The sequence below is a fragment of the Pseudarthrobacter enclensis genome (assembly GCF_001457025.1).
GTDB classification, from domain to species: domain Bacteria; phylum Actinomycetota; class Actinomycetes; order Actinomycetales; family Micrococcaceae; genus Arthrobacter; species Arthrobacter enclensis.
Genome location: NZ_KQ758599.1, coordinates 358260 through 373249, shown reverse-complemented (window position 1 = coordinate 373249; position 14990 = coordinate 358260). Strand labels below are relative to the sequence as shown.

Below are 14990 nucleotides of genomic sequence, written 5' to 3'. Positions count from 1 at the left end.
TGTTCCTTTTCTTCGTTCCTGCCCAACTAGGTAGCGCCAAGTGCCCTTTTGGCGGTCCATAACGGCACTTGATGCTACCTGGTTGGGTGGTGGGGTTCAGGTGGTGAGGGCGGTCTTGCGGGGGCTGTTCGGGCTGGTGGTGCTGTAGTCAGCGGTTTTGAAGTGCGACGGCGCGAACGGGCTCACGCGCACCACGTCACCGATGACAATCACTGCGGGGTTCGCGACGCCGGCGGCTTCGGCCTGGTCCGCAATGGAACCGAGCGTGCCGATCGTGACGCGCTGGTCCGGCAAATAGCCGTTTTCCACGATACCAACCGGAGTGTCCTGCGGCAGGCCGGCTTCGCCCAGCGCGGACGCTGATTCACGCAGCTGGCCCACGCCCATCAGCAGGACCACCGTGTGGTCGGGACGGGCGGGCACTTCGGAGAGTTCTTCGTGGCCGGTGACCACGCTGAAGCCCTTGGCCAGCCCGCGGTGCGTGACCGGGATGCCGGCGGCGGCGGGCACGGAGATGGCCGACGTGACGCCGGAAACCACTTCCACCTCGACGCCGTGCCGGCGGCAGTGTTCGGCTTCCTCGCCGCCGCGGCCCAGGACGTACGGGTCGCCGCCCTTGAGCCGGACCACGCGGTGGCCCTGAAGGGCTTCCTCCACGAGGATCCGGTTGATCCCCGCCTGCGGGACGGGGTGGTGGCCGGGGGTCTTGCCCACTTCGATGACGCGGACGTCGGGGGCGAGTTCGTTGAGCAGTTCACGGGGGCCCAGCCGGTCGGCGACGACGACGTCGGCCTGGCCCAGGAGCCGGCGGCCGCGGACGGTGATGAGGCCGGTGTCGCCGGGACCGCCACCCACCAGGGCTACGGATCCCTGGTGTGCGCGGCGGCGGCGCAGCGGCAGGTCGCCGGTTTCGAGGGCGGTGGCCACGGCGTCGCGTACGGCCATGGCGCGGCGTGGGTCTCCCCCGGCGTTCACGGCGATCTTGACGTCGTCCACCTCGGCAACAGCGGGCGTCCAGGCGGCGGAGGCTTCATGGTTGGAGGCGTTGACGCACCAGACGCGCTGCGCCTCGGCGTCGGCCGATACCTGGGCGTCCACCGCCGGATCCCCGGTTGCGGTCTGGACGAACCAGACGCCGTCGACATCTTTGGTGTCATAGGGCCGCGCTGCCCAGGTGAGCAGGCCGGCGTCGGCCATCTCCTGCAGCGCGGGCGAGGCAACGGGAGCCACGGCGGTGACCAGGGCACCGGCGTCGAGCAGCCCCTTGGCGCGGCGGGCAGCCACGGGCCCGCCGCCCACCACCAGCACCGGGCGGCCGAGCAGCCGGAGCGCCGTGGGGTAGATATCCTGAATTGCCATGAATCAACGGTAGGGCTGCGTCACAATGGCCCACAAAGGGTCAGCAACACCAGTTCACGTAAGGTAACGCTGCGTCACAAAGGCGTGCTGCCAGCGTCGTCCCCTGCGCCGGCGAGGAACCGTCCGCGGTCCCGGATGAGCCGTTCCAGGTAACCGGCCAGGACCAGGCGTTCGACGACGCGGCCCAGGACTCCCAGCGGGGCGGTGAACTCCACCCGGTCCGTCATGATGCTGCCGGTGGCCGTCGGCTCGAACTCGTGGACGTGCCGGAAGGCCTTGAAGGGGCCCCTCACCTGCTGGTCGGTGAAGCTGCGGGGGAAGTCGAAGGACGTGACTCGGCTGGTCATGGTGAGCGGGACCCCGAAGTGTTTAGCCCGCCACGTGACCTCCTGGCCGTCTCCGATCAGCCCTTGGGTGATGCCGCCGACCGCCCGCTCCCCCGATTTCTGCTGGGAGTCCACGTGCAGGTCGATACTCCGCGCCAGGTCGAACATCTCTTCCACGGAGAGGGCCGACACGGTGCGGCACACGAAGCTGACGGTCATGGCGCCAGTCTGCCATTTGTCTGTGCCGTCCCGGGGGCCGTCGTGGGGCACTTTGCCCGGCTCCGCCGTCGTCCAGGCCTGGTTGCCCGGCGTGTCCGTGTCAAAGTGCCCCGCGACGGCGGTGGGAAGCAGTCAGGAAGCAGCAAAGAGCCCGACGGCGGGAGGTCGCCGTCGGGCTCTTGCGCTTCTTTGGGTGCGGGGCCGGGTCAGCGGGTGCTGCCGGCCAGCAGTCCGCGGCGGCGCAGGAGGCGCTTTTCGATGGGGGCGAACACCAGCAGTTCGATGAGGATGCCGACGCCGAGGATCAGCAGGATCGCGGACATCACCACCGTCATGTCGGACAGGGCCCGGCCCTGGTCCAGCAGGGAGCCCAGGCCAAAGCCGATGGTGCCGCCCACCGCGATGATTTCGGCCGCCATCAAGGAGCGCCAGGAGAAGGCCCAGCCCTGTTTGAGGCCGCCCAGGTAGCCGGGCAGCGCGGCGGGAAGGACCACCTGGAGGGCCATCTGGATCCGGTTGGCGCCCAGGACGGTGCCCACGCGGCGGAACTGCGGCGGGATCTGGTCCACGCCGGATATCAGGCCGTTGATGATGGACGGGATGGCGCCCATGAACACCACGAAGTAGACGGTGGCGTCGGTCAGGCCGAACCAGATAATGGCCGCGGGGACCCAGGCTACCGATGGCAGGACCTGCAGTCCGGAGATCAGCGGGCCAAAGGCGCGGCGCAGCGGCGCAACCTGCGCCAGCAGCAGGCCGACGGGGGTGGCGATGGCCACGGAGATGAGGAAGCCCACCAGGCCGCGCTGCAGCGAGGTCAACATGGCTTCCTGCAGCTTGCCCTCGTTCCAGAGCACACCCATTTGGCCCACCACGTCGAGGGGGCCGGGGACCAGGTCGCGGCGCTTCACACCGAGCGAAACGTAGAACTGCCAGATGAGGACCAGGACCACCAGGGCGGCGACCGGCAGGAGGATCCGGCTCCAGTCGATCCGGTGCTTGCGCTCGGCGTCCGACTGCAGGGAGTCCAGCCCGGACTCCAGCTCCCGCAGGTCCTCTTTACCGGTGGACGTCCGCGTCAAAGCGGCATGCACATGCTCCGGATTCCTGACGGGCTCGACCGCCGGTTCGCTTTCGGCGAGGGGTGTGCTGTTACTTGGCATGGCGGCGAATCTCCTCACGCAGCCGGGCGGTGATGACCCCGGTGAGCTGGCCGGCGAGCCCGGCGTCGGTTCGGTGTTCCTCGGTGACGGCCCATTCCTGGACCACGCGCCCAGGGCGGGATGAGAGCAGCAGCACGCGCTGGCCCAGGCGGACGGCCTCGCGGACGTTGTGGGTGACGAAGACGATGGTGCGCCCGGTTTCCTTCCAGATGCGTTCCAGTTCGTCGTGCAGCAGGTCGCGGGTGATCGCGTCGAGCGCGGCGAAGGGCTCGTCCATGAGCAGCAGCTGCCGGTCCTGCGCCAGTGACCGAGCCAGGGACACGCGCTGGCGCATGCCGCCTGAGAGTTCGTGCGGGCGCTTGTCCCCCGCCGCACCCAGGTGCACGAGTTCCAGCAGTTCCTGGGCCTTCGTGCGGCGTTCGGCCTTGCCCACGCCGCGGAGCTTCAGGGCCAGTTCGATGTTTTCCCGTGCGGTCAGCCAGGGGAACAGGGCGGCATCCTGGAACATGAAGGCGGCACCGTCGCTGGGGACTTCCAGGGCGCCCGACGTCGGCGCTTCCAGTCCCGCGATGATGTTCAGGAGGGTGGATTTGCCGCAGCCGGACGCACCGAGGAGGGCAACGAACTCGCCTTTCCCGATGTTGGCGTTGACGTCGTCCAGCACCGGGGCGCCGTCGCCGAAGCGCTTGCCCAGGTTTTCCAGTACGACTGGCATGGTGCCGTCCTTAGGTAGTGGGTGGTTCAGTCCTGGCCGAGGCCGGCTGCTGAAATCTTGCTGGTGCCGTTGGCGGCAGAGACCTCGTTGAGGGCCCGGAGGTCGAAGAGCCCATTGAGATCGGCCTGCTTGGTGGTTCCGGCGTTGACGCCGTCCTCCAGCAGCCGCGGATAGCTTCCGGCCAGCGGATCCAGGGTGAAGGTGATGTTGGCCAGGGAACGGGCCAGGACGTCGTCGGCCAGTGCGGCGCCGGCGGATTCCTGCAGGCCTGCGTTGATGACGGCGGCCTTTTCCTGTTCCGGAGCCTCGTTCAGCCAGGCGACGGACTTGGCGTGGCCGACCAGGAGCGCCTTGACGGTCTCCGGGTGGTTGGCGGCAAAGGTGCGGTTAACGATCAGCACCGTGGTGGGGAACTCCCCGGGCTTGCCGGTCCCGGACCCGTCCCACAGGTCCTTCTCATCCACCAGCACCTTGGCTCCGGCCTGGAGCACCAGGCGTGAGGCCCACGGCTCAGGCAACCACGCGCCGTCGAGCTTTCCGTCCTGGAAGAGCTTGAGCGTCTGGGCGTTGTCCGTGGGGTTGATATTGACGTCGCCGCTGCCGTCGACGCTGGTCTTGTAGCCCTGGTCGGCGAGCCAGGCCCGCAGTGCCACGTCCTGAGTGCCGCCGAGCTGCGGGGACGCGAGGGTCTTGCCCTTGAGGTCCGCAGCCGAGTTGATCCCCGGTTTAACCACCAGTTGGGCGCCGCCTGCGGCAGCGCCCGCGATGACCTTGACGGACTCTCCAGAGCTCTTGACGAACGAGTTGATGGCCGGGTTGGGTCCGATGTAGGCGGCATCGATGGCTCCCGCGTTCAGGGCTTCGATGGCCGCGGGGCCGGCGTTGAAGGATTCGGTGCTGAGCGCGGTGTTGCCGAGGGCTTCTGCGAGGAAGCCTTTCCGGATGCCAACGAGGGCCGGCGCGTGCGTGACGTTGCCGAAGTAGCCGAGTTTGAGGGCGGCTGCCGGTGTGGGCTCGGCGGCCTGCGCCTCGGTGTTGCGGGAAATGTTGGAGGCAACGATGGCCCCGACGGCGATCAGCAGGACCAGCCCGATGGCCAGGGCTGCCTCGATGGCACGCTTGCGCTTGGGAACCGCGCTGTCGCCTGCCACGATGCGGGTCATCCCGGGCTTGGAACTAGTCATTGTTTCACCATAGGGAGTGCCCTAAACCCGTTCAATGAAGCCTAAACGGAGGGTCACGCAGGTTCATGCAACGTCACATTCGGCCGCATGGCAGCGAGCTTTTGGACGTTCAGTTGCCCTTGACGTTGACCAGCTGCCGGAGTTTGTGCCGTACGGTGACGAGGTCCCTGGCGTCCTGCATAACCTGGTCGATCGGTTTGTAGGCTGCGGGAATTTCGTCGATGAAGGCCTCTGACGCCCGGAACTCGATGCCCGTCATGGCGCGTTTGAGTTCCTCCAGCGTGAAGGCCTTCCGGGCTGCATTGCGTGAGTATTCCCGCCCCGCTCCATGCGGTGACGAGTTCAGGGACGCCGGGTTGCCCAGCCCTTCCACCACGTACGACGCCGTTCCCATGGATCCGGGGATCAGTCCGGGGTCGCCGTGGCCGGCTTTGATGGCGCCCTTCCGTGATACCCACACCTGCTTGCCGTAGTGCGTCTCCTGCTCCGTGAAGTTGTGGTGGCAGTTGATCCGCTCGAGCTCCTTGACGGTGCCGTGGACCCAGTGGGAGAACCGGGCGATGACCCGGTCCATCATTTCCTCCCGGTTGAGCAGGGCGAAGTGCTGCGCCCAGCGGAGTTCGGCGATGTAGCGGTCGAATTCCGGGGTCCCCTCATCCAGGTAGGCCAGGTCCAGGTCCGGCAGGTGGACCTGCTTCTTCCGGCTGACCTGCTGCGCCACCCCGATGTGGTGCTGGGCGATCCTGTTGCCGACGCCCCGCGAGCCCGAATGCAGGAACAGCCACACGCCGTCGTGCTCGTCCGCCGAGACTTCGATGAAGTGGTTGCCGGAGCCAAGGGAGCCCAGTTGCAGTTCCCATGCCGGCACATACCGTGCCGGATCGAAGCCCGCGCCGGCGGCCAGGCGCCGTAATTCGGCGAGGCGGGGTTCCGCCGTCGGGAGCACCGTCCTGTTGTTGTGGCCGGCGGAGAGCGGAATGGCCCGCTCAATGTCCTCGCGCAGGCGCCTGCGGTCCTTCGGCAGGTCGTTGACCGAGTATTGCGTGCGCACGGCGATCATGCCGCAGCCAATGTCCACGCCCACCGCGGCGGGGATGATGGTCCGGAGGGTGGGGATGACCGATCCGACGGTGGCCCCCTTGCCCAGGTGGGCGTCCGGCATGAGGGCCAGGTGCGGGTAGATGAACGGCAGGCCCGCGGTCATGATGGCCTGCTCCCGGGTCTTGCTGTCCAGGATCGACGCCCAGTTGAGGAGCTTCGGGCTGATGGTTTCCATGGCTCGCCTCCCTCCGCGCCGGGACTAACGTAAGTCCTAGGCTAACCCCGCACGCGAAGAGGAGAAGCAGCATGGTCAATGTCGAAACAGCCGTTGTCATCAACCGGCCGCGCGCCGAGGTTGCCTGGTACGCGGCCAACCCGGACAACGCGCCCCGCTGGTACGTGAACATTTACCAGTCCCGGCGGTTGGCCGACGGACCGCTGCAGGTCGGCTCCCGCGCCGCCTTCACCGCCAAGTTCCTGGGCCGCGAGCTGGATTACACCTACGAGTTCGTGGAGTACGTCCCCGGTGAGAAGCTCGTGATGCGCACGGCTCAGGGCCCCTTCCCCATGCAGACCACCTACACCTGGACGGACGACGGCGGCGGGACCCGCATGACGCTCGGCAACAGCGGGAGCCCCACGGGTTTCTCCCGGCTGGCGGGGCTGGTCATGGCGCCGATGATCCGCCGGCAGACCCGGAAGGACCTGCACCGGCTGAAGACGATCCTCGAGGCCAACCCCGCATAACCGGCCCGTAACCGCATAACCGTTGACGCGCAGCACCGGTTATGCGGGCCGGGGCCGGTTATGTGAAAAGCACGAGGCCCCGCTCCGGATAACTCCAGAGCGGGGCCTCGTGCATGAACCTAGATGCTGTAGCGCTCGTCCTCATGGTCGCCCGGGTGGTCCTTGACCAGGCCGGCGGCCAGCGTGTTGCCGTCCAGCGGGTCGATCACCAGGAACGCGCCGGTGCGGCGGTGGTGCAGGTAGTTCTCCAGCGGCAGCGGCGCGGCGAGCCGGAGCTGCGCGTGGCCGATGTCGTTGAGTTCCAGGCTGGAGGCACCCTCGAGCTTGAAGGAGGCCAGGTCCAGCTTGCCGGACACACTGCGGACCAGGGCCTGGACCGTGCGGGTGCCGTGCTTGACCAGGACCTTCTGGCCTTCGCGGAGCGGCTTCGGGGACAGCCAGCACAGGGCGGCGTACAGGTCGGCCGACGCCTCGCGGACGGTCCCGGCAGCAGCGATCGTGTCACCGCGGGCGACGTCGAACTCGTCCGCCAGGCGGATGGCCACGGACTGCGGCGCGGCAGCTTCGTCCAAGGACTTCCCGGCGAAGTCGATGCCCGCCACGGTGGTGGTCCGCGGGGACTGGCCCGGCGTCAGCACGGAGACCTTGTCCCCCACCTTGACCGAGCCCTCGGTGATCTGGCCGGCGTAGGCGCGGTAGTCGCGGTAGGCCTCGACGTCCAGGCCGGCGGCCACGGCGTCGGGAGCCAGGGCGCCCTGCGGCCGGATGACCAGCTGCACCGGGAAGCGGAAGCTCTCCAGGTGGCTCTCGAGTTCATCCGCGGCGGGCAGGGTCTCGAGGACCTCCAGCAGCGCGGGGCCGGTGTACCAGGGGGTGCGCTCGGAGCGTTCCACCACGTTGTCGCCGTCGAGCGCGGACACCGGGACCACCAGAAGGTCGCTGATTCCATCGGAACCCAGGCCCAGTTCGCGGCCCACCTGTTGCACGTCGGCTTCGATGTCGCGGAACACGGACTCGCTGAAGTCCACCAGGTCGATCTTGTTGACGGCCACGATCACGTGCGCCACGCGCAGCAGCTGCAGCACGGACAGATGCCGGCGGGTCTGCTCCAGCACACCCTTGCGGGCGTCAATGAGGACGACGACGGCATCCGCAGTGGACGCGCCCGTCACCGTGTTCTTGGTGTACTGAACGTGCCCGGGGCAGTCGGCCAGGATGAAGCTGCGGCGGTCCGTGGCGAAGTAGCGGTAGGCCACATCGATGGTGATTCCCTGTTCGCGCTCGGCACGCAGGCCGTCGGTCAGGAGGGCCAGGTCGATCCCGCCCTTGTCGCCGCCGAAGCCGCGGTCCGCTGAGGTGCGGGCAACGGCGTCGAGGGTGTCCGCGAGGATGGCCTTGGAATCGTGGAGGAGGCGGCCCACCAGCGTGGACTTGCCGTCGTCGACCGATCCCGCGGTGGCGAACCGGAACAAGGTGGTGGGCAGGGCTGTTTCCAGGTCCCCCGGGAGAAGAGCTTCGGTGGTCATTAGAAGTACCCGTCCTTCTTGCGGTCTTCCATGGCGGCCTCGGAGATGCGGTCATCCGCACGGGTGGCGCCACGTTCGGTCAGGGTGGAGGCGGCGACTTCAACCACAACGTCGGCCACGGTGAAGGCGTCGGACTCGACGGCCCCGGTGCAGGACATGTCACCCACCGTGCGGTAGCGGACGGTCTTGGTGATGACTTCCTCGTGCGGCAGCGGCTGGGACACCTCGCCCACAGCGCGCCACATGCCGTCACGGGCGAAGACCTCGCGCTCGTGGGCGTAGTACAGGCCGGGCAGCTCGATGTTTTCGCGCTCGATGTAGCGCCAGATGTCCAGCTCGGTCCAGTTGCTGATGGGGAACGCGCGGACGTGCTGGCCCACAGTGTGGCGGCCGTTGTACAGGTTCCACAGTTCGGGGCGCTGGTTGCGCGGGTCCCACTGGCCGAATTCGTCACGCAGGCTCAGGATGCGTTCCTTGGCGCGGGCCTTGTCCTCGTCCCGGCGGCCGCCGCCGAAGACGGCGTCGAACTTGTTCTGCTGGATGGCGTCCAACAGCGGGACGGTCTGCAGCGGGTTGCGAGTGCCGTCGGCGCGCTCGGCGAGTTCGCCGCGGTCGATGAACTCCTGCACGGAGCCGACCACGAGCTTCAGGCCCAGCCGCTCCACGGTGCGGTCACGGAAGTCAATGACCTCGGGGAAGTTGTGCCCGGTGTCCACGTGCAGCACGGGGAACGGGACCTTGCCCGGCCAGAACGCCTTGGTGGCCAGGTGCAGCATCACCACGGAGTCCTTGCCACCGGAGAACAGCAGCGCAGGCTTTTCGAACTCGGCAACAACCTCGCGGATGATATGGATCGCTTCGGATTCGAGGGTGTCCAGGCTGGAGAGGCGCGTGGATACGGCGGCGTCGGTCACCTGGGTCTCCTCGGAAAGGTAAGTGCTCATACGTGAAGTCCGCATTCTGTCTTGTCGGAACCAGCCCAGCGGCCGGCGCGGGGGTCCTCGCCTGGCGCAACCTTGCGGGTGCAGGGCTGGCAGCCAATCGAGGGGTAACCCTGCGCGAGCAGCGGGTTGACGGGCAGGAGGTTGTCTTCGGAGTACTCCACCAGCTGGTCGAAGGTCCAGGCGGCCATCGGGTTGACCTTGACCAGGCCGTTCTTCTCGTCCCAGCTGACCAGCGGGGTGTTGGTGCGGGTGGGGGCCTCGTCGCGGCGGACACCGGTGAACCACAGTTCGTAGCCGGCGAGGGTGCGCTGCAGCGGGGCCACCTTGCGGAGGGCGCAGCACTGGGCGGCGTCACGGGCGAACAGGTCCTTGCCCAGGAGGCGGTCCTGCTGCTCCACCGTGTTTTCCGGGAGGACGTCCACCACGTTGACGCGGAGGTTTGCGGCCACCTCGTCCCGCGTGGCGTAGGTTTCCGGGAAGTGGTAGCCCGTCTCCAGGAAGAGGACGTCGACGCCGGGCATCTGGTCCGCGACCAGGGCCGGAAGGACGGCGTCGGCCATGGAGCAGGCGACGGCGACCGCCGGCAGGTCGAAGTTCCGCTCCACCCACGCGATCACGTCGCGGGCGGGGGCGTCCCAGCCGAGCTCGGCAGCGCCGGCCTCTGCGAGGGCTTTGAGTTCTTCCTTGGAACGGAGCTTGGGGGCTGCGGCAGGCGATGCCGCCCCCGCCGTGGCCTCGACCTGTGCTGAAGCCTCGGCCGGCGCAGCCACAGGGTCAACTCCGAGTGCGTGCTTAGACATTACTGCAGTGCCTCCTCGTCTGCTGCGTGGGCCCACTCGGCGAAGGTCTGGCCTTCCGCCCGCTGGGCCACGAACGTGCGGACTACGCGCTCAACGTAGTCGGGCAGGTCGTCGACGTAGACCTTCAGGCCGCGGACGGTGCGGCCCAGGCCGGCCTCGCCGCGTTCGTTGGACGCCAGCCCGCCGCCCAGGTGGACCTGGAAGCCCGGGGAGGGATCGCCGTCGGGCGTGGGAAGCATCATGCCCTTCAGGCCGATGTCCGCCGTCTGGATGCGGGCGCAGGAGTTGGGGCAGCCGTTGATGTGCAATGACAGTGCCTGCGGCAGCTGGCCCGATTCGGCGAGGTCCGCGAGGCGGCGTTCCAGCTCGGCGACTGCGGTGGCGGCCGTGTGCTTGGTTTCCACGATGGCCAGCTTGCAGTACTCGATGCCGGTGCAGGCGATGGTGCCGCGGCGGAACACGGACGGGCGGGCGGACAGGCCCAGCGCGTCCAGTTCGGCCACCAGCGGCTCAACGTGGTCCTTCTCGACGTCCAGGACCACGAGCTTCTGGTGCGGGGTGGTGCGCAGCCGGTACGAACCGCGGGCCTCCAGGGTGTCGGCGAGCTTGACCAGCGCGGAGCCGGACAGGCGGCCTGCCACCGGGGTGGCGCCGATGAAGAACTTGCCGTCCTTCTGTTCGTGCACGCCAACGTGGTCCCCGGGGGTGGCGGGCTTGGGCGCGGCGGGGCCGTCGGCCAGCTTGTAGCCCAGGTATTCGTCCTCGAGGACCTGGCGGAACTTCTCCGGGCCCCAGTCCGCCATCAGGAACTTCAGGCGCGCCTTGGTGCGCATGCGGCGGTAACCGTAATCGCGGAAGATGCTGGTGACGCCGAGCCACACGTCGGCGGCCTGGTCAGGCTTGACGAACGCGCCCAGGCGCTTGCCGAGCATCGGGTTGGTGGACAGCGCGCCGCCGGCCCAGAGGTCGTAGCCGATCCCCAGTTCGGGGTGTTCCACGCCCACCAGGGCGAAGTCGTTGATCTCATGCACCACGTCCTGGCTGGGATGGCCCGTGATGGCGGTCTTGTACTTGCGCGGCAGGTTGGACAGCAGCGGGTTGCCAATGAACCGCTCCCCCAGCTCGGCGATCAGCGGGGTGGGGTCGATGATCTCGTCCTTGGCGATGCCGGCCACGGGCGAGCCCAGGATGACGCGCGGTACGTCGCCGCAGGCCTCGGTGGTGGACAGGCCAACGCCCTCCAGCCGGTTCCAGATCTCGGGGATGTCCTCCACGCGGATCCAGTGCAGCTGGATGTTCTGGCGGTCCGTGAGGTCGGCCGAGTCCCGGGCGAAGTCCACGGAGATCTGGCCGATGACTCGCAGCTGCTCGGTGGTGAGCGCACCGCCGTCGATCCTCACACGGAGCATGAAGTACTTATCCTCGAGCTCGTGGGGCTCAAGGGTTGCGGTCTTGCCGCCGTCGATCCCGGGCTTGCGCTGGGTGTAAAGGCCCCACCAGCGGAACCGGCCGTGGAGGTCCTGGCCGGGGATGGCGTCGAAGCCTTCCTTGGCGTAAATGGTCTCGATACGCTCGCGCACGTTGAGGCCGTCGTCTTCCTGCTTCCAGGTTTCGTTGGCGTTCAGGGGCGTCTTGCCGTCCACTTTCCACTGCCCGTGCGGCTTTGCAGCGGGACGGGCGGGGCGCTTGGGGGCAGCGGAGGCCGCGGACGCTCCGGCTAGAGCTGTATCAGTCATGCAACGACTGTAGGTCCCGCCCGAATAGCGTCACAAAGGGCCGGAAATGCGAAGTCACCTAGGGAAACATTTCGTCACGAAACGCCGACGGGCCTTGAACGGACCTTCCCGCTGTGCATCATCCGGGCGCCGTGGCGGCGCTTCCCAACGGCCGCTTGAGCGGCCATTTCCACGGCGCATCCGTGCCTGGTGCCGCCGGGGTTCAGCCTCCGGTTCCGCCCATGTCCGCGACGGCGGCGTCGTACCTGTCCAGGGCGATGTCGGCGAGCACGCGGGACGGCAGCAGCGGCTCGGTCACCAGGTCCGCGCCCGCCTTGACCAGCTGGTCGTGGAAGTAGCCCGGCGCCAGCAGGTAGGACGCGATGACCACCCGCCCGCCGACGTCGACGCCGCCGGCGGACTCCCCCGCGCCGGCACCTCCGGCCAGTTCCTCCCGAAGCATCGCGACGGCGTCGGGCACGGACGGCTGGGCGGACGCACCGTACGCGGCCACCATCCTGTTGGACCGCACTCCGCGCAACTGGCCCAGGAGTTCCTCCACGCTGACGGCAGCGTTCGGGTTGGAGGATCCCGCAGCGGCCAGGACAATGACGTCGTTGTCCGTGGTGCCGGCCTCGCGCAGCCGCTGGTCCAGGAGCTGAGCCAGCCTCGGGTCCGGGCCGAGCGGCGCGGCGGCTGCGCTGCCTGGCCGGCTCTTCACGGCCCGGGCGATGTCCACCTTCACGTGGTAACCCACGCTGAGCAGCAGCGGCACCACCACGGCGGGAACACCTTCAGGAAGGCCGGCCACCACGTCCACCAGGTCCGGCTGCTGCACATCGACGTAGGCTTCGCGGACGTCGAGTCCCGGCCGGGCGTCGGCGATGGCGGCGCGCAGGGCGTTGACCTCCGCCGCTCCCTGGCTGCTGGACGTCCCGTGGGCACAGGCGATCATGATGGGGCTGTTCATACGGGCTAGCGTAACGTTGGAGCCACCCAGTCCGCCCTTCTTGAATGACCTGGACCTTTGATGACTTTCGCCTTTGACAACGCCCCGGTATGGCTGGATCTGCTCGGCGTCTTCTTCTTCGCTGTCTCAGGTTCGCTGCTGGCTGCGCGCAAGCACATCGACATCGTGGGTTCCCTGCTGCTGGCCTCCCTGGTTGGCCTGGGCGGGGGCGTGATCAGGGACATCATCCTCAACACAGGCCCGCCCGCGGCGTTCACCACCCCGGCCTACCTAGTGCCGCCGGTGCTGGCCACGGCGCTGGTGTACTTCCTCTTCCCCTACGTCCAGCGCTACACCTCCATGCTGACGCTGTTCGACGCCGGCGGGCTTGCCCTGTTCTGCATGACCGGCACGATTAAGGCACTGGCCTCCGGGATGAATCCGGTGGCGTCCGTCCTGTTGGGGGTAACGACGGCGGTGGGCGGCGGGCTGCTCCGGGACGTCACCGCCAACGAGGTGCCGGAACTGTTCAACCCGAAGTCCATCTACGCGGTGCCGGCATTCGTAGGTTCTGCAATGACGTCGGCACTGTGGGTTTTTGGTCTCTTCAATGTCCTGACGGCGGCGGTGGTGGCCGCGGTGGTCTTCGCCTTCCGGGTGCTGGCTTGGCGCCGTTCCTGGCAGGCTCCGCTGGCTGTCAACGGCTGGCAGCGCCGGAGCAGCGATCCCAAGCCGTGAGCCCGGTTTCACCGCCTGTGAAGTGGCATTTTGGTGCCCCTGCCATTGGCTAGGATATGAGCATGACTGACATGTTCCTCGAGAAATTCCGCGCGCTGGTTCCGAAGTATCTCGAGGACGAATGGCAGGAAGAGGACGGCCTGTCCGCCGAAGAGCTCGACGCAATGCTGGCCGGCCACCAGTTCCAGATTCCACTGGTGCTCCGCGAGTTCTACCTCGCCATCGGCGGTTGCGAGGACCTGATGGAGGCCTACCACTACTTCTGGGATCCCGACGAGCTCGAAGTCGATGACGAAGGCTTCCTGATGTTCCTTGAGGATGAGGAAGAGGAGTACACCTGGGGCTTCCGCACCGGCGACCTCAGCGTTCCCGATCCCATCGTCTACCGCCGCAACAATGCGCGGGGGCAGTGGAAGTCCGAGGAAGGCACGTTCTCCGAGTTCGTGTTCGACATGTTCGAGTGGGCCTTCGAAGAGGACGAGGAAGACTGATCCTTTTGCCCCAGGCCCCGGTGTACGGCCCGGATGCCCGCTGAACTTCCCCGCCTTTGAGGAAGCCCGACGGCGTGTCCCCCGGTTTTGCCGGTGCGTCTGCGGTTCCGCGGTTCAAACCTGGGGAATTTCAGCGGATCACCCTGCCCCGGAGGACCTGCCAAACCTCGGCAACCACCTTCTGCGGGTTGTAGACGACGTCGGCGTAACCGTACCGCAGGACGGAATAGCCGCTAAGGGTGCTGGCGTTGTTCCGCGAACGGTCCTTCTTGACCTGCCGCGGCTCAAGGTGGCTGCCGCCGTCGATCTCGACGATCAGGAACCCTTCCAGCAGGAAGTCCACACAGCCGATTCCTGGCAGCTCGACCTGGGTCTCCGTGTAGATTCCCTCACTGCGGAAAAGCAACCGGGCCACGACCTCAATGGCCGAGTCAGCAGTGCCGTCAACGAGGTCCAGCATTTTCCGGGCAGCCCCATTCCGGTTTCCCGGCAGCCGTTGGCGCAGATAGGGCAACGTCGTCACGCCCTGGCGCACGGCGCTCTCCACCATCACCGCCGCTTCAACCTCTGGCAGGCACCGCAGGCCGTGAATGAGTATGTCAGTGATACTTGCAACTGGCTCCGCCGTTCCATGCGGAACCAGGCTTTCGCGGTGCACCACCGTCTCCGGCGGCCCGCCGTGCCGGCAGAACAGGTGTACCTTCTCCGGCTGGTTCAGCAACCACAGCCCGCGGTGGGCGGCTCCGGAAGCGCATGTGAGCAGCCCATTACCCAGCACCGCAGCGACGAAGTCCGAGGGGGCTCCCGGCAGGGCCACCACTCCATGCCTGAGCCGGCAGACCTCACCCGCCGCCACTGCGTTGCGGATATCCCGGTGGGTAAAGCCGGCGCTCAGGACTGTTGCAGTGCGGGCTACAGAGCCGGCCTGGCGGAGAAAGCGGGGCACATCCATCCTGCCAGCCCAGCGGATAACCGGGGGTGGCGGGACGCCTCGGAGCCCCTATGTGCATAACCGGCGCCGCTGGGATTCCCCAGGTTTGATCTGCCGCTACGGTGTGGCGCTACGACCCGCC

Annotated in this window: 15 protein-coding genes; 3 read left to right on the top strand and 12 right to left on the bottom strand. The window is 67.6% G+C overall.

From position 1 onward, the window contains the following. Nucleotides 1–96 precede the first annotated feature (96 nt). From cobA to AS031_RS01615, 6 genes are all read right to left on the bottom strand, one after another. Nucleotides 97–1359, bottom strand: coding sequence for a uroporphyrinogen-III C-methyltransferase (gene cobA / locus AS031_RS01640; protein ID WP_058266400.1), 1263 nt, complete (start codon nucleotides 1357–1359; stop codon nucleotides 97–99). 74 nt (nucleotides 1360–1433) lie between these two features. Continuing rightward, on the bottom strand, nucleotides 1434–1904 hold the full coding sequence (locus tag AS031_RS01635) for an SRPBCC family protein (RefSeq protein WP_058266399.1): 471 nt from the start codon (nucleotides 1902–1904) through the stop codon (nucleotides 1434–1436). A 206-nt stretch (nucleotides 1905–2110) separates the two neighbouring features. Further along, a complete protein-coding gene (locus tag AS031_RS01630; RefSeq protein ID WP_058266398.1) occupies nucleotides 2111–3067 on the bottom strand; it encodes an ABC transporter permease in 957 nt (318 codons plus the stop codon). Further along, the gene (locus AS031_RS01625) at nucleotides 3057–3782 is read right to left on the bottom strand and encodes an ABC transporter ATP-binding protein (protein ID WP_058266397.1); all 726 of its coding nucleotides are present in this window, start codon (nucleotides 3780–3782) and stop codon (nucleotides 3057–3059) included. The genes AS031_RS01630 and AS031_RS01625 overlap by 11 nt, the downstream gene beginning before the upstream one ends. Nucleotides 3783–3808: 26 nt before the next feature. Next, nucleotides 3809–4945, bottom strand: a complete 1137-nt coding sequence (locus AS031_RS01620) for an ABC transporter substrate-binding protein (protein ID WP_058266396.1) — start codon at nucleotides 4943–4945, stop codon at nucleotides 3809–3811. Between the two features lie 130 nt (nucleotides 4946–5075). Beyond that, nucleotides 5076–6242, bottom strand: a complete 1167-nt coding sequence (locus tag AS031_RS01615) for an RtcB family protein (RefSeq protein WP_058266395.1) — start codon at nucleotides 6240–6242, stop codon at nucleotides 5076–5078. A 71-nt stretch (nucleotides 6243–6313) separates the two neighbouring features. On the opposite strand from AS031_RS01615, the gene AS031_RS01610 reads away from it, so the two are divergent. Next, nucleotides 6314–6754 (top strand): SRPBCC family protein, encoded by a 441-nt coding sequence (locus AS031_RS01610; protein ID WP_058266394.1) that lies wholly within the window; start codon nucleotides 6314–6316, stop codon nucleotides 6752–6754. Nucleotides 6755–6873: 119 nt separating this feature from the next. On the opposite strand, the gene AS031_RS01605 is transcribed toward AS031_RS01610, so the two are convergent. The 5 genes from AS031_RS01605 to AS031_RS01585 all read right to left on the bottom strand — a co-directional run bounded on the left by AS031_RS01605 (nucleotide 6874) and on the right by AS031_RS01585 (nucleotide 12709). Beyond that, nucleotides 6874–8280, bottom strand: coding sequence for a sulfate adenylyltransferase subunit 1 (locus tag AS031_RS01605; RefSeq protein WP_058266393.1), 1407 nt, complete (start codon nucleotides 8278–8280; stop codon nucleotides 6874–6876). Next, nucleotides 8280–9224: a sulfate adenylyltransferase subunit CysD gene (gene cysD / locus AS031_RS01600; protein ID WP_058266392.1), complete on the bottom strand. Its 945-nt coding sequence runs from the start codon at nucleotides 9222–9224 to the stop codon at nucleotides 8280–8282. Before cysD ends, AS031_RS01605 begins: the two co-directional genes overlap by 1 nt. Next, on the bottom strand, nucleotides 9221–10024 hold the full coding sequence (locus tag AS031_RS01595) for a phosphoadenylyl-sulfate reductase (RefSeq protein ID WP_176716490.1): 804 nt from the start codon (nucleotides 10022–10024) through the stop codon (nucleotides 9221–9223). The genes cysD and AS031_RS01595 overlap by 4 nt, the downstream gene beginning before the upstream one ends. Next, a complete protein-coding gene (locus tag AS031_RS01590; protein WP_058266391.1) occupies nucleotides 10024–11760 on the bottom strand; it encodes a nitrite/sulfite reductase in 1737 nt (578 codons plus the stop codon). Before AS031_RS01590 ends, AS031_RS01595 begins: the two co-directional genes overlap by 1 nt. Nucleotides 11761–11962: 202 nt before the next feature. Further along, the gene (locus AS031_RS01585) at nucleotides 11963–12709 is read right to left on the bottom strand and encodes a sirohydrochlorin chelatase (protein WP_058266390.1); all 747 of its coding nucleotides are present in this window, start codon (nucleotides 12707–12709) and stop codon (nucleotides 11963–11965) included. A gap of 60 nt (nucleotides 12710–12769) precedes the next feature. On the opposite strand from AS031_RS01585, the gene AS031_RS01580 reads away from it, so the two are divergent. Together AS031_RS01580 and AS031_RS01575 are read left to right on the top strand one after the other, a co-directional pair. After that, entirely contained in the window at nucleotides 12770–13426 is a 657-nt protein-coding gene (locus tag AS031_RS01580; protein WP_058266389.1) for a trimeric intracellular cation channel family protein, read from the top strand. Between the two features lie 62 nt (nucleotides 13427–13488). Continuing rightward, nucleotides 13489–13917 carry a hypothetical protein gene (locus AS031_RS01575; RefSeq protein WP_058266388.1) on the top strand — a complete coding sequence of 143 codons (429 nt, stop codon included), beginning with the start codon at nucleotides 13489–13491 and terminating at the stop codon, nucleotides 13915–13917. Nucleotides 13918–14047: 130 nt separating this feature from the next. On the opposite strand, the gene AS031_RS01570 is transcribed toward AS031_RS01575, so the two are convergent. Beyond that, entirely contained in the window at nucleotides 14048–14869 is an 822-nt protein-coding gene (locus AS031_RS01570) for a type IV toxin-antitoxin system AbiEi family antitoxin domain-containing protein (RefSeq protein ID WP_058266387.1), read from the bottom strand. Nucleotides 14870–14990: the final 121 nt, after the last annotated feature.